The organism is Emticicia aquatica, from assembly GCF_923079645.1.
In the GTDB taxonomy this organism is placed as follows: Bacteria; Bacteroidota; Bacteroidia; order Cytophagales; family Spirosomataceae; genus Emticicia; species Emticicia aquatica.
Genome location: NZ_CAKLPY010000001.1, coordinates 1107958 through 1127701 on the forward strand (window position 1 = coordinate 1107958; position 19744 = coordinate 1127701).

Below are 19744 nucleotides of genomic sequence, written 5' to 3' on the forward strand. Positions count from 1 at the left end.
CATGTTTTATTTAAATAAATTAAACATGAACATGTCTTTCAGCGTGGTAACTCGAACGAACCAAAGGCCCAGATTCTACATATTTTAGACCACGTTTTAAACCTTCTTCACGATACATTGCAAATGTATCAGGGTGAATAAAGTCAATTACTTCGTGGTGCATTTTGGTTGGTTGAAGGTATTGTCCAAGTGTTAGGATATCCAAACCATTTTCCGCTAAATCATCAATTGCTTTGAAAACTTCGTCTTGAGTTTCGCCCAAACCAAGCATAATACCTGATTTTGTACGTTGACCATATTCTTTCGTACGACGGATTTGTTCTAAACTTCGGGCATATTTTGCTTGCGGACGAACATTTCTGTACAAACGTTCGACGGTTTCCATGTTATGAGAAACAACCTCTTGTCCTGCTGAAATCATGCGATAAAGAGCTTCCCAATTACTTTTTGTATCTGGAATTAGAGTTTCAATAGTAGTTTTGGGTGAAGATTCCTTAACCGCTTTTACCGTCTGGTACCAAATTTCTGCACCTTTATCTTTCAATTCATCTCGATTTACAGAGGTAATTACGGCATGTTTCACTTGCATTAAAAGAATCGCTTCTGCTACACGACGAGGTTCATCGGTGTCATATTCGTTTGGACGACCTGTTGCAACGGCACAAAATGTACAACTACGGGTACAAACATTCCCCAAAATCATGAAAGTAGCTGTTCCTTCTCCCCAGCATTCTCCCATATTTGGGCAGTTCCCAGATTGGCAAATCGTGTGAAGTTTATATTCATCCACTAAACCACGTACTTTTTTGAAGTTTTCGCCAATTGGCAATTTTACTCTCAACCAATCAGGGCGACGAGTACGTTGTTCGTTACTTACAACGGGCAATTCTATCATTATTGACTTTAATTAAGCAGATTTTGAGATTAATTTATTGATTTCTATGAATCAACGCTTTCTACCACAAAGGTACAGATTTATGTTTTTAACGAAGTTGTTTTTTTTGTTTTCTATTTCCAAAATATACAGTTAAAAAGCCTGAGGTATAAAAATTTGAATTTTTGGTTAATTGACTTGACATAATTTCAGGTGTTTTGCTGAATAATTCAGCGGTTAAACCAATTTCAAAACCAGTCAAACTATTACCAAAAGTATTCATATCAATGTTTGCTGCAACTTTAATATGAGCTCCTGGATTAAACTGAATACCTTTAAAAAACTCATTCATTATCCCAGCAGAACCTTGTATTCTGTTAAGTTCTTTATGAATATTTGGATCATATTGTACAATTTCAATAGCACCTCGCCCTGTGCGGTCATATTTTATATAATATGGTTTTTGTAACCCAATTGAAGGACCTCCTGCTAAAATTAGACTAATTCCAATGCCATCTTCGCCATTTTTCTTGAAATAAACGATCTCTCGGCCATATTGAGGTCTCACAGAAAACAAGTAATTAGTTTTACCAAAGATAAAACGATTAGCGATGCTTGTTGGCTCTGATTTTTCTTTCGGATGTTTAATATTGACTGCTTCAATAGCAATGTATCTGTGTAGTGGATGACCCTTAGTATTACCAATTGCACTTGAATGACGAACAACAAATCCGCCTAATAAGCCTGAGTTTGTATTAGTAGTTGCTCCGTAAGCAAGCATTTTATAATCTTCGCTTGTTTTTTTTGTCGGAGTTTTTTTTTGGGCAAAAGTACTTATTGAAGTCAGTACTAATAATATGCTAAATAATTTTGAAATCATTATTTTCGTCGAAGTTTACAATATAAATATAAACGTATTTTTTTAGAAAAACATCTTAAAATTAACGAAATTAATTAAACTTATGTTTTTAGTTTTTGAAAAATACTAGTTTTTAACTTATTTTGAATAGTTTATTAACAAAATAATATTAACAATTTTAGAAATGCCTACTTCAAAAATAGTTTATCTTGGCGATTTACGTACTCAAGCCACACATTTGCAATCAAATGAAACAATTATTACCGATGCCCCTGTTGATAATAATGGAAAAGGAGAAGCTTTTTCTCCAACTGATTTAGCAGCAACGTCACTTGGTAGTTGTGCAATGACAATTATGGGAATCGTAGCAAAACGTGAAGGGCTTGATTTATCAGGAACTACCATCGAAATTACAAAAATTATGTCGGGTGAAGCTCCTCGTAGAATTGCTAAAATTGAAGTAAATTTCACAATGAAAACTTCTGAGATTTTGACTGATGAAGTCAAAGCAAAATACGTAAGAGCAGCACTTACTTGTCCAGTATCATTGAGTTTACATCCTGATATTGAACAAGTTTTTAATTTTGAGTGGTTGTAATTTTATAAAAGGCTTTAATAATGAATTTTTTAAATAAATTCATTATTAAAGCCTTTACTACAAATTCTCAATTATTTCGTCAAATCTAATATCAAAGTGTGAAGCATCATAAATTGATTTTCCATTTTTGATTATTAAAACTTGTGGAGATTCGTGTTCGACATCAAATTCTTCGGCAATTTTATTAGAAATAGGTCTTAGTTTTAGTAAGTCTAAGTAATAAGGTTTTAAGCCTTTTGCATTTTCATCTTTCCAAGCACGTTCTAATCTTGATAAAGCTGTTGCACTTATTGAGCAGGTTGTACTATGCTTTAATATCATAACTGCTTGGTTATGAGATTCTTTCTTTATTTCTTCTAATTGTACTTCGCTAGTGAGGTTATTCCAATTCATCTAAAATATCTTATTTGTTTCAGCTAAAACGTGCCAAAAGATTGAAAAGTTTCTTTTGGTTGATTTGGTTATTTCATCAAAAATATTTTTTATAGTTTCCAATATTTTTTGAAAGTGAATTAAATTCTTGATGTTGAACAATACTTTAACATAATTTTTAATGAATTGTTCAAAAGATTCTTGCTGATTTAGCGAATTATTGTCTTGATTGAGAGCAATACCAACGGCAATCATAAAATAAACAAATGCACTAAGAGAATATTGAATGATATAAAGAGAAAGAATAGAATTTTCGTAAATAAAAAAATTGTAACAGTATAAAACATCTTTCAAAAAGATTAAGCTGACACCAAGTGCTACCCAAACGTAACTTTTACCTTTTACACGTCTAAATAATCCGTGAGAGATTAAAATCATTTCTTGAACAGCATAAAATATCAATAAAAAGTATAAAGCGTCAGGAATTACTGGAATGAGAACGGTTCCAAAGAAGATAAAAATAATTGTTATTGGAATGAGTAGTTTGGGTAAATCTTGCAATTTGTCAGAGTAGATTCGTGTACCTTCTTTTCTAAAAACAACAATTAGTATCATGTGCATCACAATGGTCATTGTTATTTGTAATACTTCTCCTATTTGTCCACCAAGAAGAATGAGAGAATCAGAAAAGGAACCTACGAGGTAGGTTAAGTACATGGCAATGTCTATTGAAGTAGTTCTCCAATGTCGTTTGAAACCGTACCAAATACCAATCATAGGCAGAACAAAAATATGTCCGATAGATACCAATAGTGCAATGCTATTGAAAAGACCAAAACCTGTCAATCCAATGAGCAAGACTACTAGTAATGCTATTAGCCTATTTATATTCATTTATAAGAAAACAATTATAGAAATGGGTTATTAAATACAAATATTGGAAAAAAAAATGTAAAATTATATTTATCTGTTTTTTTTAATTTAAAATATTTTAAAAATGGCATTGTTTTTGACAAAACCCTAATAAGTTATTGTCCCCAATCCATTTTTTTTATTAAAATAGTTATGAAACATTTGTCTAAACAGTTACAATTTGTAAACGACGTTTATAATCATGCAACAGATATTGGAATAATTAGGTTAAAGGCAAGGAAAGATGAGGAATCTAACAGAGTTATACACATAAATGATAACCCACTTGTTAATTTTGCTACTAATAATTTTTTGGGTTTTGAAAATGACCCACGAGTAAAAGAAGCTGCCATTGAAGGAATCAATCGTTATGGCTTATTTACTTCGGTGTCGAGAACCTACTTTTCATATGAACATTATCTTGAATTAGAAGAAAAATTAGAAAAAATATTTGACTTACCTGTTTTCCTAGCTAACAATACTTCCCAAGGTCATTTTTCGTATTTACCACTAATAATTGGCAAAAATGATGCAATTATAACTGATCAATTTTTACACGCAAGCGTTCAAGTTGTGGTACAATATCTTAAAGGTGGTGGCGTGTACAATGAAATGATTCGACATAATCAGATGGACGCTCTTGAAGCTAGAATCAAAGTTTTGAGTGAAAGTTATGACAGAATCTGGTATTTTGCTGATAGTGTTTATTCGATGCATGGTGATATGGCCCCAATGAAAGACATTGAATCTTTATTGAATACTTATGACAAATTTCATGCGTATATAGATGATGCTCACGGCATGAGCTGGATTGGCAAAAATGGTAAAGGGTTTTGTTTGCATCATTTACCAAAACATGAAAAACTCTACGCAATATGTTCTTTGAATAAAGGTTTTGGAGCTACCAGTGCAGCATTAGTTTTTCCAAATCAACAAGTAAAGGATTTGGTTCATAATTGTGGATTTCCTGTTATTTTTTCCTCACCAACCATGCATGCTGGCGTAACAGCAGCATCGAAAATTGCAGATATTCATTTATCAGTCGAAATTTACGAAAAGCAAATTATGCTAGGTGAACGAATAGAATATTTCAACCGAAGAGCCAAAGAATTAAATCTACCACTTGCTAATTTCTTGCATACACCAATTTTTTATTTAGGTTTAGGAAGTTTAGAAGAAGTATTCCGCTTTTCAAAGCATTTACAGAGCAAAGGCTTTATAATGAGTGTCGCTTCAGCTCCAAGTGTGCCTCTCAATCAATCTGGTTTAAGATTTATTTTAGGGCTACATCAAACAATTCAAGATATTGAAAATTTGGTATGTACTGTTGCTCAATTTATGGAAGATTTGGAGAAATCAGGCCAATTTAACCGAGAAATAGTATTGAAAGCCTTCCGAAAGGGCGAGAAAAAAAGAGACATAGTTTAGTATATTTCATCGAAAGAATCAAGCGTTTGTTAATTAACAAACGCTTTTTTTGTGTTTTTTCAAGAAAGATTCGTGAAATTTGTACAATTTTGTTACCTTTATTGTCGAATTCCGACAAAGTTAGTTTTCCACCAACCACCCTAAGATAAACCAAAGTAACTCCGAAATCATTAATGAGCCTTAATACCGATAATATCCGCCTTGTATTCGGACTAAAACTTAAACAACTTCGACTAGATAAAGCAATGTCCCTCACCGAACTTGCACAAAAATCTGGTCTTTCTATGTCATATATTAATGAAATTGAAAAAGGCAAAAAATACCCAAAATCTGATAAAATAGTAGCATTGGCAGAAGCAATGGGTGTTGATTATGACACCTTAGTCTCGTTGAAACTAAACAAAAAATTAGAGCCAATTTCAGAATTACTTCGCTCAAATTTCCTAACAGAATTACCTTTTGAGATTTTCGGTATTTCGCCCGCCGATTTACTAGAATTATTGTCTGACGCACCCACAAAACTTAGTGCATTTATTAGTACGATTATCGAAATTGGTCGTAGCTATAATATGTCAGTTGAGCAGTTTTATTTTGCAGTTTTGAGGTCATATCAAGAAATGCACGATAATTATTTCCCTGAAATTGAAATTGAAGTAGATAAGTTTTTAGCCGAACACAAAATTTCTGCTGAGCAACAAATTGACGAATACTTTTTGTCAAACTTACTAACCGATAAATACGGTTTTACCATTAAGTATTTTGACGAAGAGGATTATCCTGATATTGTTAATATTCGTTCTGTTTTTTTACCAAAAAATAATACACTTTTAATCAATAAACGAATTACTTCCGACCAAAGAGCCTTTACACTTGGCCGTGAGTTGGGTTTTTTGTTTATGAAAATTAAAGATAGGCCTTATACTTCTTCTTGGGTTGAAGTAAAATCGTTCGATTCGGTACTCAATAATTTTAATGCTTCGTATTTTGCAGGAGCGATTTTAATTAGAAAAGAGAAATTGATTGAGAAATTAGAAAAGTTATTCAATCAAGAAACATGGAACAATAAAACGCTGATTGAACTTGCAGATTACTTTCAAGCCACACCCGAAACACTTTATCACAGAATTAGTAATGTTTTACCAAAATATTTTGGGATTGACGGAATATTTTTCTTGCGATTTGAGTCGGCTTCAGGGCATAAAGAGTACCACTTAACAAAGGAAATGCACCTCGCAAAAAAGCATACACCTCACGAAACTCAAAAAGAACATTATTGTCGTCGTTGGATTTCGCTAAATATTTTAGATGATGTATCAAATTTGCAGCAAAATGCGAAATACAAAGTGCCATTGGTTGGCGTACAAATTTCAAATTATATTGATTCCGAAAACCAATATTTTGTAATGTCAATGGCTCGACCATTAAACATTATTTCACATATCAATGTAAGTGTGACTATGGGATTTGAGCTAAATGATAACCTTAGAAATAAGTTTAAATTTTTGGCTGACCCCGCAATTCCAGTGCGTGAAGTAAATCAAACTTGTGAGCGTTGTAGTTTATTTGATTGTAAAGAAAGGGTTGCCGCTCCAATTATTTTACAGAAAAAAAGACAAATGGATAATATGAAAATGGCTCTAAAATCAATGGGAGCGTAGTTTGTTTAATTTATATTCATTTAATTTTTTCCTTTTTTTGAAAAAAACAAGGTATTATATACTAAATTTCATTATTTTAAAGTTTAATAACGAAACCATACATTTCACGACCTAAATATGTTACAAACAATTTTGCTCCAAGTTGATTCAACCGCTACTGCGGCAAATGCACAATCAATCAATTATTTAAGCTTACTTCTTAAAGGAGGTATTGTTGTTTATCCAATTTTATTTTTGTTGTTTGTAGCCATATTTTTTATTCTCGAACGCTATTTGTTTATAAAAAATGCTTCAAATATTGATTTTGGATTTCTGAGATCTTTAAAAGACAATATTCTTCGTGGAGACTTACGAACAGCAACTACATTGTGTAAAAGTACTAATTTACCCATTGCTCGAATATTGGAAAAAGGTATTACACGTATAGGTCGCCCTGTAAAAGATATAGAAAGTGCCATGGAGATTCAGGCAAACTTAGAGGTTTCTAAAATGGAAAAAAACATGGGTTATCTTGGGCTTATCGCTGGGGTTGCTCCGATTTTGGGTTTTATTGGTACAATTTTAGGAATTATCCGTATTTTTTATGACATCGGTACAACGGGTAATTTTACAATTGAAATTATTGCCAATGGTCTTTATGAAAAAATGATTTCGTCTTGTTCAGGTCTTGTAGTTGGCTTGGTTGCTTATATTGGTTATCATAGTATAAATATGATGATTGACAAATTTGGTATTCATTTACAAGCAACTGTCATGGATTTTCTTGATACATTGAACGAGCCAGTAAGATAGTAAGCACATCAATTAATTTGTCATTAAATATTTTTACAAATAGCAAATAACTACATGTTTTTGCGAAATAAGAGATAAAATTTTTATAATGAAACTCAAAAGACAAAGAAGATTTGAAGCTGAGGTATCAACATCATCATTGAACGATATCATGTTCTTTTTGCTGTTGTTTTTCCTAATTATATCGACATTAGGCAATCCGAATGTAATAAAATTATTATTACCAAAGTCTTCAAAATCTACACATGACGTAAGCAAACAGCCTATTTCATTAACGATAACTAAAGATAAAGTATATTATATTAATTCTACACCAATACCATTTCCGCAACTGGAAGAAAGACTATTAGCGGCAGTTCAAGGAATGGAAGAACCAACAGTCGTGCTTAGAGCCGAAAGTTCGTTGACAGTTCAAGATTTAGTAGATGCGATGTCATTAGGTGCAAAACTTAAAATTAGAATGGTTTTGGCAACCGAATTGAATAAATAAACAGATTATTGCGTTTGGAAAAGGTATGATTTTAAGTCAACAAAAAAAGCTCAGGATTGATTATCAACCCTGAGCTTTTTTTGTTTTTGAATAGCATTTCAAGAAATTAATTCAAATAAATTCCATCGTCTTCTAGTCTAACTATTCTTTGGCGATATAATGCTCCAATCGCTTTTTTGAAAGTTTTCTTACTCATCTCTAGTTGGTACATTACATAATTAGCATCGCTTTTATCGGTAATATCCAAAAAACCATTATTAGACTTTAGCTTATTCAGAATTCGTTCAGCGTTTGGTTCAATATTTTCATATCCTTGTTTTTGCAAACTTAAGTCGATTCTTTTATCTTCTCGGATATTCTTGATAAAGCCTTTTGTACGCGAACCAACTTTTACCCTTTGAAAAATTTCATTTTCATAAATCAAGCCTTTGTATTTATTATTGATTACTGCATTGAGACCCATGTCTGTTTCTTCAAAAATCAATAAATCAACTTCCTGTCCAATTTTTAAATCAATGTTTTCCTTTTCAAAATAACGGTTTACTTTACAAGAGGCAACTAAACGGTCGGTTTCATCATCTAAATATAAATAAACTGCGTACCATTTTCCCTCTTCCATTTTTTTATTTTGTTCACGAAAAGGAACAAATAAATCTTTTTCTAAACCCCAATCGAGGAATGCCCCAATGGCAGTTACTGCTTTTACTTGCAAACAAGCAAATTCGTTTAGTTGAATTTTTGGTTCAAGGTTAGTTGCAATAATCCTGTCTTCCGAATCTTTGTAAATGAATACTTCAATATCATCGCCTACGATGGCATTTTCGGGGACATATTTTTTAGGTAAGAGAACATCATTTTCTTCGTCATCACCTAAGAACATTCCAACGCTTGTGCCTCGAAGTATTTTTAACGTATTTTTTACACCAAGATGAAGCATATATTTATTTAATTAATTTGCATTTTTCGACATCAAATTATGCCATTTCCATTTCATCGACTCGTGTTCGAGAATGTTCCAAAAAATTTCGGATTCTACCGCTAGCAGTTTCCAATTCTTCGGTTGATGCCAAAAAAACAATTCTAAAATGGTCTGGTTTTATATAATTGAATCCAGTGCCAGATACGACCAATACTTTTTGCTCGCAAAGAAGATCATAAGTAAATTGCTCATCATCCTTAAATGAAAACTTTCTTAAATCTATTTTTGGGAAAAGATATAATGCTCCTTTTGGTTTCACACAAGTAATTCCTGGAATATCAGTCATTTTATAATGAACCAAGTCTCTTTGTTTGCATAATCGACCAGTAGGAGCAACCAAATCATCAATACTTTGGTATCCACCAAGTGCTGTTTGGATTGCATATTGAGCGGGTACATTAGCACATAAACGCAAACTTGCTAAGAGAGTGAAACCTTCTACGAAAGATTTTGCTCGATGTGTTGCTCCGCTTAAAATCACCCAACCACCACGGAAACCAGTTGCACGATAGTTTTTAGACAAACCACCATAGGTCATCACAAAAACATCATCGCTCAAGGAAGCCATAGGTATATGTTTTGCTCCATCAAACAGGATTTTATCATAAATTTCATCTGCAAAAACTATTAAATTATGTTCTGCTGCAATTTTAATAATTCCTTCTAAAATATCTTTGTCGTAAACTGCTCCAGTTGGATTATTTGGATTAATCACTACGATTCCTTTGGTTTTTCTAGTGATTTTTCTGCGAATATCATCTAAATCAGGGTTCCAATCTGATTCTTCATCACAGATATAATGTACTGGTTTTCCGCCAGAAAGAGCCACAGATGTTGTCCAAAGTGGATAATCAGGCGATGGAATTAAAATTTCATCGCCATCATTTAGAAGTGCCTGCATCGTCATCACGATGAGTTCACTTACACCATTTCCAATAAAAATATCATCAATCGTAACACCACGCACACCAATTTGCTGAGTATAGTGCATGATGGCTTTTCTGGCTGCAAAAATACCCAAATGATGCACGTATCCTTGTGCATTTCGAATATTCATGATCATGTCATGAACAATTTCATCAGGAACATCAAAACCAAAAGGTGCTGGATTTCCAATGTTTAGATTGATGATTTTTTGCCCCATAGCCTCTAGTTGTTGAGCTTTTTCAAAAACTGGCCCGCGGATAGCATAACTCAAATTATTGAGACGATTGCTTTTATTGATATTGTTTTGCATCTTCAAAAGAATAATTTCTACACAAAATTAGTCAAAAATCATGCGTTATTTTGATTTCTTCCAATAAAAAAGGTTAGACCTCTTTAAAATCTAACCTTTTTTATCCTTTAATGTGTTATTATGTCAATTGTTTTCTTTTTCGTTGAGTCTTTCTAATAACATTTTATTGAAATTAGCTTCTGTTCGTTTAAGTTCCGAAAACTGACGAGGAGTAATTGTTTTCAATATTTTACTCATATATTCTTCTTCTAAATCTGTTTCTTTTCGACGAAGCACAAGCACTTGTTTTTGTGCAGCCACAATTTTTTCATCAGTGCTAGTTAATGAAGATGCTTCATCCATCGTTCGACGGATATTTTTTTTAAGTTCAATTCTCTTATTTTCGTATTCATTATACACAGCCCAAAATTGTGGAGCTTGCTCTGGAGTTAGATTCAATCGCTCAGTAATCATACCGATTTTTGCTGCATGAATTTTTTGCCCGCGTTGCCCAGATTCTCCCCTTTGCCCAATGGTAACAAACGGAAGTAATAATAAGATGTATATTATTAAATTTTTCATTTTTCTTTGATTTATATCTCTTCTTCTAAATCTTGGTTTTGTAAATGCTCCAAAATATCTTGTTTGCTGATTTGTAAGCCATCTAATACTTTATTTGAGTTTTGTGACGAATTGCTGTTTTCAAGGGCAGTTTCATATTCTAAATAGCTCAAATCTTGCGTTTCCAAATACGTTTTTATTTCATCTTTACTTATATTTTCTAGAGCAAGAGCGGTTTTGTCTTTAGAAAATTGCGGAATTGCAAACCATAAACCAACAAATAAGACTATACTCGCTGCCGCAGACCATTTTAACCGAGAAGATTTTAACCAGTCGATTTTTATAATTTTACCTTTGTTTAGTCGCTCGATTTTTGCTATTATTTCATCAGTTAATGAATCAAAATATCCATTTGGTACGGCAAAAATATTTGCTTTATCCAAACTTTCAATGGCGATAACTTTTTCAAGAGTCGAAAAATAATTATCAGGAGTTTGGAAAATATTAACCCTTTCCAAATCTTCTAGTTTGATTTTTTTATCCTCAATTTGGTCAATTTTTGATAAAATAATTGAAGAAAGATTGTCGAAATATCCTTCGGGTGTTGTAAATGTTTGTTTAGAAATAAAGTTTACACTTGGTTCTTTTTCTGTTTCGATTTGTTGTTGGATAGATAAAGTGAGTTGTTCAAAGTAATTGTTAGGAACTTTGAAAACGTTTGTTTTGACTATTTTATCTAAAGAAATCATCCGAGAAATTGAAAAAAATGCTTTAACGTTTATTGGACAAACATATTTTAAAATGGTTTAATACTTTTATTAAAAACTTGCTTCTTGATTATTAAGCGACTCTTCAATTTTTTTTACCGCCAAATGATAAGATGCTTTTAAAGCTCCCACTGAAGTACCAGTTATTTCTGATATTTCTTCATATTTCATATCATCATAATACTTCATATTAAATACAAGTCGCTGTTTATCAGGTAGTTGCAAAAGAGCTTTTTGAAGTTTAATCTGAATCTCATCACCTGAAATATAGTCTTGACTAATTGAGCTTTCAAGCGTATTCAACAGGTCGAGGCTATCGTTATTTTCGAGTGGGATGTGATTTTGGCGGCGTTTTTTTTGTAGAAAATTTAAACTTTCATTCGTGGCAATTCGGTAAATCCAAGTATAAAGTTGGGCGTCACCTCGAAAATTTTGGAGTCCTTGCCAGATTTTTATGAAAGTTTCTTGCACAACATCATCGGCATCGTCGTGGTCAATGACCATTTTGCGGATATGCCAGTATATTTTTTGCTGATATTTTTTTATCAGGGCTTCAAATGCCTTCCGACGGGTTTCTGGGTTTAGAATGTCGGCAACTAATTCTTGGTCTGTTTGCATAAATTATTATAAAAACTTACAGGTTAGTTTAAACTTAAACCTGTAAGTTTTGGTTATGCGTATTATGCTTTTCTAGCGATAACTTTCAATGCTTTTTCAACAATAGTTGCAGCATTTAAACCATATTTTTCCATTAATTGAGTAGGAGTTCCTGACTCGCCAAATGAATCATTTACTGCGATATATTCTTGCGGAGCTAAGAAGTTCTTGGCAAGTGTTTGAGCAATGGCGTCACCTAAACCGCCATTTGCTTGGTGTTCTTCGCACGAAACCACACATTTTGTTTTGCGTACACTTTTTAAGATTGCTTTTTCGTCCAAAGGTTTAATGGTGTGGATATTTAAAATTTCCGCACTTATTCCTTGTGCTTCCAAAATTTCACACGCTTGTATTGCTTCCCAAACCAAATGACCCGTTGCGATGATACTTACGTCTTTTCCTTCACTAACCATCCAAGCTTTGCCAATTTCAAATTTTTGGTCTGGAGAAGTGAAAACAGGCACAACTGGACGACCAAAACGTAAATAAACTGGCCCTTCGTGATTTGCTGCTGCGATTGTTGCTGCTTTTGTTTGGTTGAAGTCACAAGGATTTATAACAGTCATGTTTGGCATCGCACGCATCATTGCCAAATCTTCCAAGATTTGGTGAGTTGCACCATCTTCACCCAAAGTAAGACCTGCATGCGATACGGCAATCTTAACATTTTTATCAGAATATGCTACTGATTGACGAATTTGGTCATATACACGGCTTGAACCAAAATTAGCAAAAGTTGTAGCAAATGGAATTTTACCACCAATTGTTAGACCTGCTGCCACACCAATCATATTTGCCTCAGCAATTCCACATTGGATAAAACGCTCAGGATTTTCTTTAATGAAAGTGTCAATTTTTAATGAACCAACTAAGTCGGCACAAAGTGTTACTACATTTGGGTTCGTACGACCTAACTCGGTCATGCCAGCTCCGAATCCAGAGCGTGTATCTTTTTTCTCGGTAAATGGATATTTTGTCATTTCTATAATATCTTTATCAAAACTAAATATTTTTGTAATCAATTGGCTTTGAGTATTTTACTTAAAAATATTTTCAAGTCGATTAATAATCTCCTAAAGTTTCAGGTAATTGAGCTAAAGCGGCGGCTAATTGCTCATCGTTAGGAGCAACCCCATGCCATTTGTGACTACCCATCATGAAGTCAACACCTGCACCCATTTCTGTTTTTAACAAAATCATTACAGGTTGCCCTTTTCCAAGCAAACGTTTTGCTTTTCGTAATCCTGTAATTACTTGCTCCATGTCATTACCATCTTTAATATCTAAAACATTCCAACCGAATGCCTTGTATTTGGCTTTCAAGTCACGGTTTGACATTACTTTTTCAGTTGGGCCGTCAATCTGCTGACCGTTTAAGTCAATGATTCCAATTAAATTATCAAGTTTGTGATGAGGAGCCGCTTGTGCTGCTTCCCAAACTTGTCCTTCTTGTTGCTCTCCGTCACCCATTAAACAATAAATGGTTGTTTTTTCACCATTTAAGCGTTTTGCTAAGGCAGCTCCAATAGCTACTGACAATCCTTGTCCTAAGGAACCCGAAGCGATTCGGATACCTGGAAGATGCTCATGTGTAGTTGGGTGTCCTTGTAAACGAGAATTTATTTTACGAAATGTGCCTAATTCTGCTTTGTCGAAATATCCTCTGTGAGCTAAAACGCTATAAAATACTGGTGATATATGCCCGTTTGAAAGGAAAAATAAGTCTTCGTTTGTACCGTCCATATTAAAAGTAAGGTTTCCGCCTTTACCTTTACGATTATTGATTTTCATTTGTTGGAAATATAATCCAACCAATAAATCTGTACAGCCTAATGAACCGCCTGGATGCCCTGATTGACAAGCATGAACCATTCTAACGATGTCTCGACGAACTTGCGAAGCGATGTCTTGTAATTCTTTGGTTTGCATTTAAAAATAATTATTAAGTGTCAAATATACAATTAATACAAAAATAGATAAAAAATATAAAAAAGTAATCTTTTTATTAATATTCTACAAAAGTACGGAATACATCTTGGTTTATAAACACAAAAACCTCACGAAAGCGAGGTTTTTATTGAAATCTATATCATTTATGCAAAAAACTCAGAATAGTTTTGGAAAAAATGCAGGAACTCGCTTGGCATAAGTTTCGTAATCACTTTTAGTTTCAAGTAATTTTTTCTCTAAAAGTGTAACACCCGAAACTTTCATCAGCAAAAAGGACATTAAAAGAGGACAAAAAATATGAATTATAGCTCCATTTGAACAAGCAAATAAGAAAAATCCCCACCAAAGTAGTGCATCTCCAAAATAATTAGGATGACGTGTCAATGCCCATAAACCTTCTTGCAAAACTTTTCCTTTGTTATCAGGATTTTTTTTGAAGCTGACAAGTTGCCAATCACCAATTGTTTCAAAAGCTAACCCGATTGTCCAAAGTATAATTCCAACACAATCTAGAATGCTAAAAGATGTGTTTTTTGAAATCATCGCAGGAGCGAAAACCGAAGAAATTATCCATAAAAGGATTCCTTGAAGTAAGAAAACCCTCAAAAATGAAACCCACCACCAGTTTTGTTTGTATTGGTTTCTCCATTCTTGATAACGGTAGTCTTCTCCCTTACCAATATTTCTGAATGCCAAATGAATGCTCAATCGAAGTCCCCAAACTGAGATTAAAATACAATAAATAAGCGAACGAACATCAGAAAGGTTGAGTTGTGTACGATAATACCATGCGATAATTACGAATCCTAAACCCCAAAAAATATCAATGATACTTGCATCTTTCAAATATAAACTCAATAACCAAAGTGCAGTTAAACAAGTTATTAAAACCAAGAAACCTTCGCCAAATGGGAAGGTTTCTTGAAATGCCAAATAGCCAATTAAGCCAAGTATTATTGCAAATAATATTTTACGAATCATTGTTCTTTTGAGGTTTAAAAATAGTTATTCTACAATTATATTTTAACCTAAAATCTGTTCTGCGTGGTTTTTGGTATCAACTTTTTGTATAATTTCTTCGATAATTCCTTTTTCATCAATTACAAAAGTTGTACGGACAATTCCCATATAAGTTCTCCCATACATTGATTTTTCTGCCCAAACGGCATAATCATTGACTATTTTTTTGTCTATATCTGCCAGTAAATCGAAGGGGAGTTCGTGTTTTTTTATGAATTTTTGATGAGATTTTTCATTGTCAACACTTACACCTAAAACAATATAACCTTTTGCCAAAAGCATTTGATAATTATCTCGTAAACTACAAGCCTGAGCTGTGCAAGCAGGCGTTGCATCTTTTGGATAAAAATATAAAATCACTTTTTTACCTAAAAAATCAGAAAGATTAACGACGTTTCCGTTTTGATTTTTTGCTCGAATGCTTGGTGCTGGATTTCCTACTATGAGAGACATTTTTTCGATTTTTAGATTTCTTTTTAGATGATTTTTTTGCAATTTTTTTAATCGCTTTTTGGGTGGCAACATATTCCTCAATGTTGACTTCGTAAACGCCCAAATTTCCGACATTATCTGTTACCTCCAACTTTAAATCACCACTAAATGTTTCGGATTCATCTAACTTTATGGACCAGATTCTATTTGATTTATATTCATAATCCATCAAAACCCATTTATTATTAACATAACAATTGAAAGTTTTGATGCCAGAAAGATTATCTGATATAGAGAATCTTATCTCAGAAGAATCTATTCTGATAGGGCGAATAGAAGGAGCTTCCAAATCAGTGATTACCTGAAAATCGCCTAGTTCTTTGGTTTTAAATTGTATTGTATTTCCTGACCAAGTTCCACCCAAATATTTTCGCCCATCATTTACATAATAAGCACTTGTTTTTGGAGAGGTTGAAACTCCTAAAGGGGTAAAAGAAATATTTATAAAATCTTTTAATGGAATTTTTTCTGAATTTATGGAAAGGCGGTTGCCACTTATATTGGTTTTTAAATAGAGTGTATCGTACAAGGCATCGGCAAAATCTATTTTTAAATTTGGTTCAGAATAAAATTGCCCTTTTTGTGGTAGAATCTCTTTTTTGATTCCTATTTTTTCTGAACTATTATCAACTTGTACAAAATCTGCGATTCCTTTGTTTAAATCATGAAGATAAACCGACTCTTTATTTCTTGTATATGCAAGTGGAACAGCTATTGGAATGCCTTTATTTTGCAAGATTGCAGTTGAAACTTTTGTATTTTTTGCCCGAATAGCAAGCGTATTTTCGGTAATAGAAGTTGAAATGTTTCCTGAAAAATTACTTTCATCGGCCAATTCATCTACAAAATTTTCATTTGGCAAATCTCCTTGAATCGAAAAATTCATAGAAGTGGCATTGCCATAAGTATCTTTTACTAATATAGAAACTCTATGCAATTGATTGTCTTTAATGATTATTTTGCCTTGATTTTTGTCAGTTTCATAAATAGAAAGTCGATTTCCATCGGCAATATAACATTTCTGAATTCTGACACCGTTGGTTTCGGCAACATCAAAATCTATATGTACATTAATATCTTTCGAAATATCGAAAGGCATTTTTTCTAGATTAAGCTTATAAGTAGTAATTTCATCAACTTTCACTTCTAAATCTGTCACTCCTAATCTAAAAGGTGATGTTTGACTGCGGTCATAAGTATTAAGTTCAAGACCAATTGTACCATGAACTTTTATGACATTTGGAACAGTATAGTTGCCATCAGAATTGCGAGCTGGTGCAACCGAAACACGCCCAAATTCGCCATTTACACGAGAATAAGCATTGAGTGTTTTAAGAATTACTCTTTCGATTACTGGAGCTTGTGAATCTTGGATTTCCCAAAAACCAAATTTTAAGGGATTAATGGCATTTTCAAATTCATCACGAATTTCAAAGTGCAAATGTGGCCCACCTGAAGCACCTGTATTGCCTCCAATTGCTACAATTTCACCTTTTTTTACTGGAATTTCGTTTTCATTTAAAGATAATTCAATATCCCAAGTCTGTTGATTATATTCTTTTCGACGAACATAATCTTCTATTCTTGCATTGAAATTTTTTAAATGACCATAAACTGTCGTAAAACCATTAGGGTGCGTAATATAAAGTACATTTCCGTAACCGCCTCGCATTACCCTAATTTTGGAAATATAGCCATCGGCAGCCGAATAAACTTGGTAACCTTCAACACCTCCAGTGCGAATATCAACTCCAGCATGAAAATGGTTGGTTCGTAAATCTCCAAAGCCACCAGAAAGCGAGGCTTGTTGACCAGGTTGTATTGGAAAGATAAAATAGCCTTGTGGATAATCTTGAGTAGCTCTTCGTTTTTGGGCGAATGCCTGCATTGAAGTAGTATCCGAAACTAAATATATTATAAGCAAAAGTGTACTTAAAATGCGTGTGATAATCATAATTCCTCTAGCCCCTAAAAGAGGATTTTTTTAAAAGTATATTTATGGAATAGTAAATTGATAAAAACTGCTTTTTATGAATTACTTAACCTCGAATTCCAACATTTTTTCATTTTCAATAAAAGCTGTCAATGTATCACCAACTTTTACTGACGCTACGCCTGCGGGTGTTCCTGTAAAAATAATATCACCTGTTTTGAGTGTGAAATATTTAGAAATAAATGCAATAATAGTATCAATCGGGAAAAGCATCATTGATGTATTTCCTTCTTGCCTTAAAGCACCATTTACATCTAAGTGAAAGTTGAGGTCTGTTAAATCTGTAAATTTTGACTTAGGTACAAAAGCTGAAATAGGAGCGGAGCCATTAAATCCTTTGGCCAAATCCCAAGGTAAACCTTTTGCTTTTAACTTCGACTGAATATCTCTTGCTGTAAAATCAATACCGATTCCTATTTCCTCATAGTATTTATGAGCAAATTTTTCCTCAATATTTTTCCCCATTTTGCTGATTTTAACAATAATTTCAACTTCATGGTGAATATCTTGCGAATAATCAGGGTAGTAGAACGGCTCGCCATCCTTCAAAATTGCGGTTTCTGGTTTTGTGAAAATGACAGGTTCTTCAGGACGCTCGTTGTTCAATTCTTTGATATGTTCGGCGTAATTTCTACCAATTGCGATAATTTTCATGTAAAAATATTCTAAAATTTAAGAAAGAGTTTCAGACGAATTAACCAAATTTGTGCGTTATTCAGACAATTCTATTTACAAAAATAGGTATTTTATCTATTAGAAACGTTCCGTGAGTGGCATAATTTTTTAATCAGACCAAATATTACTCCAAGATAATTGTAATATTTTGGTTATAATCTTCGTCTAAAATAAAATTTAATAATATACAAAATGAAAATCTTTTTTAAATCTTCAGTAGTTGCTTTTGCTTTATTTACGCTTATTTTAGCTTGCCAACGCGTGCCGTTAACTGGCCGAAAACAGTTTGTTGGGTTGGTTTCTAATGAACAAATGATTACGATGAGTTTTGCCGAATATAAAGGTTTCATGGATACATCAAAAGTTGTTTCTTTGAAAGCAAAAGACGCAGAAATGATTGCCCGTGTTGGTGGTCGAATAAAAACAGCCGTTGAAAACTATTTAATTCAAAATAATTATAGCCAAGTAATTGATGGCTATCAATGGGAGTTTAAATTGGTGGAGAGCAAAGAATTGAACGCATGGTGTATGCCTGGTGGAAAGGTTTGTTTTTATACAGGAATCTTACCTATTTGTAAAGATGAAGCTGGAATTGCTGTTGTGATGGGGCATGAAATTGCTCATGCTATTGCGAGCCACGGTCGTGAAAGAATGAGTCAAGCAATGGCAGCTCAGGGAATAACTCAGTTAGGAGCGATTGGTGCTGGGGTTGCAACTGGTAATCAACAAGTAATGGAAATAGCAGGACAAGTGCTAGGCGTTGGTTCACAACTCGGATTTGTGTTGCCAAATAGCCGTAAACAAGAATCTGAAGCCGATAAATTGGGATTAATATTTATGTCAATGGCGGGTTATAATCCTCAAAATGCAGTTGATTTTTGGCAAAGAATGGCAGAAGCTGGTTCAAAATCGCAAAAACCACCAAAATTACTTTCAACACACCCAGCCGACGAAACACGTATTGCTGATTTGAAAGCTCAACTTCCGCAAGCACAAAAGTATTATCAAGTTTATAGTGGAAATAAAAAATGATTCATATCAAGAAAATTGATGCTAACGAAACTTGGCCACTTAGACATAAAGTGATGTGGCCAAACGAACCTCTAGAATTTGTTATTTTACCTAATGACGATGAGGGGATTCATTACGGATTCTTTGAAAATGAAAAATTAGTTTCAGTTATTTCGTTATTTATCAACCATGATGAAGGTCAATTTAGGAAATTTGCAACTGACATTGAATCCCAAAGAAAAGGCTATGGCACGCAATTGCTGAATTATTTGATTAATGAAGCTAAATTGTTAAATATCAAACGATTAACTTGTTCTGCTAGAGTTTCAGCGATTGGGTTTTATAAGAAGTTTGGTATGAAAACTTGCTCTGAAATAGCTAGAAAAAATGGTAAAGATTTTATTAAAATGGAACTGATTTTGAAATAAGTTTTTAACCTT

General features: G+C 33.3%; 22 protein-coding genes. 7 read left to right on the forward strand and 15 right to left on the reverse strand.

Going from position 1 to position 19744, the window contains the following annotated elements:
- Positions 1–19: 19 nt before the first annotated feature.
- A complete protein-coding gene (gene lipA, locus MJQ71_RS04870) occupies positions 20–895 on the reverse strand; it encodes a lipoyl synthase (protein WP_238805022.1) in 876 nt (291 codons plus the stop codon).
- A gap of 88 nt (positions 896–983) precedes the next feature.
- Positions 984–1754 carry a hypothetical protein gene (locus MJQ71_RS04875; protein WP_238805023.1) on the reverse strand — a complete coding sequence of 257 codons (771 nt, stop codon included), beginning with the start codon at positions 1752–1754 and terminating at the stop codon, positions 984–986.
- 163 nt (positions 1755–1917) lie between these two features.
- Here MJQ71_RS04875 and MJQ71_RS04880 point away from each other — a divergent pair, with 163 nt between their 5' ends.
- Positions 1918–2331, forward strand: a complete 414-nt coding sequence (locus MJQ71_RS04880) for an OsmC family protein (protein WP_238805024.1) — start codon at positions 1918–1920, stop codon at positions 2329–2331.
- 57 nt (positions 2332–2388) lie between these two features.
- Here MJQ71_RS04880 and ytxJ read toward each other — a convergent pair whose 3' ends face one another.
- Positions 2389–2724 (reverse strand): bacillithiol system redox-active protein YtxJ, encoded by a 336-nt coding sequence (ytxJ, locus tag MJQ71_RS04885; protein WP_238805025.1) that lies wholly within the window; start codon positions 2722–2724, stop codon positions 2389–2391.
- Positions 2725–3597, reverse strand: coding sequence for a hypothetical protein (locus MJQ71_RS04890; protein ID WP_238805027.1), 873 nt, complete (start codon positions 3595–3597; stop codon positions 2725–2727). It abuts the gene before it with no gap.
- Between the two features lie 171 nt (positions 3598–3768).
- On the opposite strand from MJQ71_RS04890, the gene MJQ71_RS04895 reads away from it, so the two are divergent.
- The 4 genes from MJQ71_RS04895 to MJQ71_RS04910 all read left to right on the forward strand — a co-directional run bounded on the left by MJQ71_RS04895 (position 3769) and on the right by MJQ71_RS04910 (position 7983).
- Positions 3769–5043 (forward strand): aminotransferase class I/II-fold pyridoxal phosphate-dependent enzyme, encoded by a 1275-nt coding sequence (locus MJQ71_RS04895; protein ID WP_238805029.1) that lies wholly within the window; start codon positions 3769–3771, stop codon positions 5041–5043.
- Positions 5044–5216: 173 nt separating this feature from the next.
- Entirely contained in the window at positions 5217–6701 is a 1485-nt protein-coding gene (locus tag MJQ71_RS04900; RefSeq protein WP_238805031.1) for a helix-turn-helix domain-containing protein, read from the forward strand.
- A gap of 117 nt (positions 6702–6818) precedes the next feature.
- Positions 6819–7493: a MotA/TolQ/ExbB proton channel family protein gene (locus MJQ71_RS04905; protein WP_238805033.1), complete on the forward strand. Its 675-nt coding sequence runs from the start codon at positions 6819–6821 to the stop codon at positions 7491–7493.
- Between the two features lie 88 nt (positions 7494–7581).
- Positions 7582–7983, forward strand: coding sequence for an ExbD/TolR family protein (locus tag MJQ71_RS04910; protein WP_238805036.1), 402 nt, complete (start codon positions 7582–7584; stop codon positions 7981–7983).
- A gap of 106 nt (positions 7984–8089) precedes the next feature.
- Here MJQ71_RS04910 and MJQ71_RS04915 read toward each other — a convergent pair whose 3' ends face one another.
- From MJQ71_RS04915 to MJQ71_RS04965, 11 genes are all read right to left on the reverse strand, one after another.
- Complete coding sequence (locus MJQ71_RS04915; RefSeq protein ID WP_238805038.1) at positions 8090–8920, reverse strand: CvfB family protein; 831 nt, start codon at positions 8918–8920, stop codon at positions 8090–8092.
- 37 nt (positions 8921–8957) lie between these two features.
- On the reverse strand, positions 8958–10199 hold the full coding sequence (locus MJQ71_RS04920; protein WP_238805040.1) for a pyridoxal phosphate-dependent aminotransferase: 1242 nt from the start codon (positions 10197–10199) through the stop codon (positions 8958–8960).
- A 123-nt stretch (positions 10200–10322) separates the two neighbouring features.
- Positions 10323–10760, reverse strand: coding sequence for a Spy/CpxP family protein refolding chaperone (locus tag MJQ71_RS04925; protein ID WP_238805050.1), 438 nt, complete (start codon positions 10758–10760; stop codon positions 10323–10325).
- A gap of 11 nt (positions 10761–10771) precedes the next feature.
- The gene (locus MJQ71_RS04930; RefSeq protein ID WP_238805052.1) at positions 10772–11488 is read right to left on the reverse strand and encodes a hypothetical protein; all 717 of its coding nucleotides are present in this window, start codon (positions 11486–11488) and stop codon (positions 10772–10774) included.
- 69 nt (positions 11489–11557) lie between these two features.
- Positions 11558–12124, reverse strand: a complete 567-nt coding sequence (locus MJQ71_RS04935) for an RNA polymerase sigma factor (RefSeq protein WP_238805054.1) — start codon at positions 12122–12124, stop codon at positions 11558–11560.
- A 62-nt stretch (positions 12125–12186) separates the two neighbouring features.
- Positions 12187–13143 (reverse strand): transketolase family protein, encoded by a 957-nt coding sequence (locus tag MJQ71_RS04940; protein WP_238805057.1) that lies wholly within the window; start codon positions 13141–13143, stop codon positions 12187–12189.
- Positions 13144–13225: 82 nt separating this feature from the next.
- Positions 13226–14092, reverse strand: coding sequence for a transketolase (locus MJQ71_RS04945; RefSeq protein WP_238805059.1), 867 nt, complete (start codon positions 14090–14092; stop codon positions 13226–13228).
- 177 nt (positions 14093–14269) lie between these two features.
- Entirely contained in the window at positions 14270–15094 is an 825-nt protein-coding gene (locus MJQ71_RS04950) for a DUF1295 domain-containing protein (protein WP_238805061.1), read from the reverse strand.
- Between the two features lie 42 nt (positions 15095–15136).
- A complete protein-coding gene (gene bcp / locus MJQ71_RS04955; protein WP_238805062.1) occupies positions 15137–15586 on the reverse strand; it encodes a thioredoxin-dependent thiol peroxidase in 450 nt (149 codons plus the stop codon).
- Positions 15519–17579, reverse strand: a complete 2061-nt coding sequence (locus MJQ71_RS04960; protein ID WP_238805063.1) for a M23 family metallopeptidase — start codon at positions 17577–17579, stop codon at positions 15519–15521. The genes bcp and MJQ71_RS04960 overlap by 68 nt, the downstream gene beginning before the upstream one ends.
- A gap of 81 nt (positions 17580–17660) precedes the next feature.
- Positions 17661–18272, reverse strand: a complete 612-nt coding sequence (locus MJQ71_RS04965) for a fumarylacetoacetate hydrolase family protein (RefSeq protein WP_238805064.1) — start codon at positions 18270–18272, stop codon at positions 17661–17663.
- Positions 18273–18485: 213 nt separating this feature from the next.
- Here MJQ71_RS04965 and MJQ71_RS04970 point away from each other — a divergent pair, with 213 nt between their 5' ends.
- Both MJQ71_RS04970 and MJQ71_RS04975 read left to right on the forward strand, forming a co-directional pair.
- Positions 18486–19325, forward strand: a complete 840-nt coding sequence (locus MJQ71_RS04970; protein ID WP_238805065.1) for a M48 family metallopeptidase — start codon at positions 18486–18488, stop codon at positions 19323–19325.
- Complete coding sequence (locus MJQ71_RS04975; protein ID WP_238805066.1) at positions 19322–19732, forward strand: GNAT family N-acetyltransferase; 411 nt, start codon at positions 19322–19324, stop codon at positions 19730–19732. The genes MJQ71_RS04970 and MJQ71_RS04975 overlap by 4 nt, the downstream gene beginning before the upstream one ends.
- Positions 19733–19744: the final 12 nt, after the last annotated feature.

Coding starts and splice junctions, on each gene's coding strand:
- MJQ71_RS04915 (WP_238805038.1), bottom strand. CDS start 8,920: ATGCTTCATCTTGGTGTAAAAAATACGTTAAAAATACTTCGAGGCACA.
- MJQ71_RS04940 (WP_238805057.1), bottom strand. CDS start 13,143: ATGACAAAATATCCATTTACCGAGAAAAAAGATACACGCTCTGGATTC.
- lipA (WP_238805022.1), bottom strand. CDS start 895: ATGATAGAATTGCCCGTTGTAAGTAACGAACAACGTACTCGTCGCCCT.
- MJQ71_RS04950 (WP_238805061.1), bottom strand. CDS start 15,094: ATGATTCGTAAAATATTATTTGCAATAATACTTGGCTTAATTGGCTAT.
- bcp (WP_238805062.1), bottom strand. CDS start 15,586: ATGTCTCTCATAGTAGGAAATCCAGCACCAAGCATTCGAGCAAAAAAT.
- MJQ71_RS04970 (WP_238805065.1), top strand. CDS start 18,486: ATGAAAATCTTTTTTAAATCTTCAGTAGTTGCTTTTGCTTTATTTACG.
- MJQ71_RS04975 (WP_238805066.1), top strand. CDS start 19,322: ATGATTCATATCAAGAAAATTGATGCTAACGAAACTTGGCCACTTAGA.
- MJQ71_RS04945 (WP_238805059.1), bottom strand. CDS start 14,092: ATGCAAACCAAAGAATTACAAGACATCGCTTCGCAAGTTCGTCGAGAC.
- MJQ71_RS04935 (WP_238805054.1), bottom strand. CDS start 12,124: ATGCAAACAGACCAAGAATTAGTTGCCGACATTCTAAACCCAGAAACC.
- MJQ71_RS04965 (WP_238805064.1), bottom strand. CDS start 18,272: ATGAAAATTATCGCAATTGGTAGAAATTACGCCGAACATATCAAAGAA.
- MJQ71_RS04920 (WP_238805040.1), bottom strand. CDS start 10,199: ATGCAAAACAATATCAATAAAAGCAATCGTCTCAATAATTTGAGTTAT.
- ytxJ (WP_238805025.1), bottom strand. CDS start 2,724: ATGAATTGGAATAACCTCACTAGCGAAGTACAATTAGAAGAAATAAAG.
- MJQ71_RS04960 (WP_238805063.1), bottom strand. CDS start 17,579: ATGATTATCACACGCATTTTAAGTACACTTTTGCTTATAATATATTTA.
- MJQ71_RS04925 (WP_238805050.1), bottom strand. CDS start 10,760: ATGAAAAATTTAATAATATACATCTTATTATTACTTCCGTTTGTTACC.
- MJQ71_RS04875 (WP_238805023.1), bottom strand. CDS start 1,754: ATGATTTCAAAATTATTTAGCATATTATTAGTACTGACTTCAATAAGT.
- MJQ71_RS04905 (WP_238805033.1), top strand. CDS start 6,819: ATGTTACAAACAATTTTGCTCCAAGTTGATTCAACCGCTACTGCGGCA.
- MJQ71_RS04910 (WP_238805036.1), top strand. CDS start 7,582: ATGAAACTCAAAAGACAAAGAAGATTTGAAGCTGAGGTATCAACATCA.
- MJQ71_RS04880 (WP_238805024.1), top strand. CDS start 1,918: ATGCCTACTTCAAAAATAGTTTATCTTGGCGATTTACGTACTCAAGCC.
- MJQ71_RS04895 (WP_238805029.1), top strand. CDS start 3,769: ATGAAACATTTGTCTAAACAGTTACAATTTGTAAACGACGTTTATAAT.
- MJQ71_RS04930 (WP_238805052.1), bottom strand. CDS start 11,488: ATGATTTCTTTAGATAAAATAGTCAAAACAAACGTTTTCAAAGTTCCT.
- MJQ71_RS04900 (WP_238805031.1), top strand. CDS start 5,217: ATGAGCCTTAATACCGATAATATCCGCCTTGTATTCGGACTAAAACTT.
- MJQ71_RS04890 (WP_238805027.1), bottom strand. CDS start 3,597: ATGAATATAAATAGGCTAATAGCATTACTAGTAGTCTTGCTCATTGGA.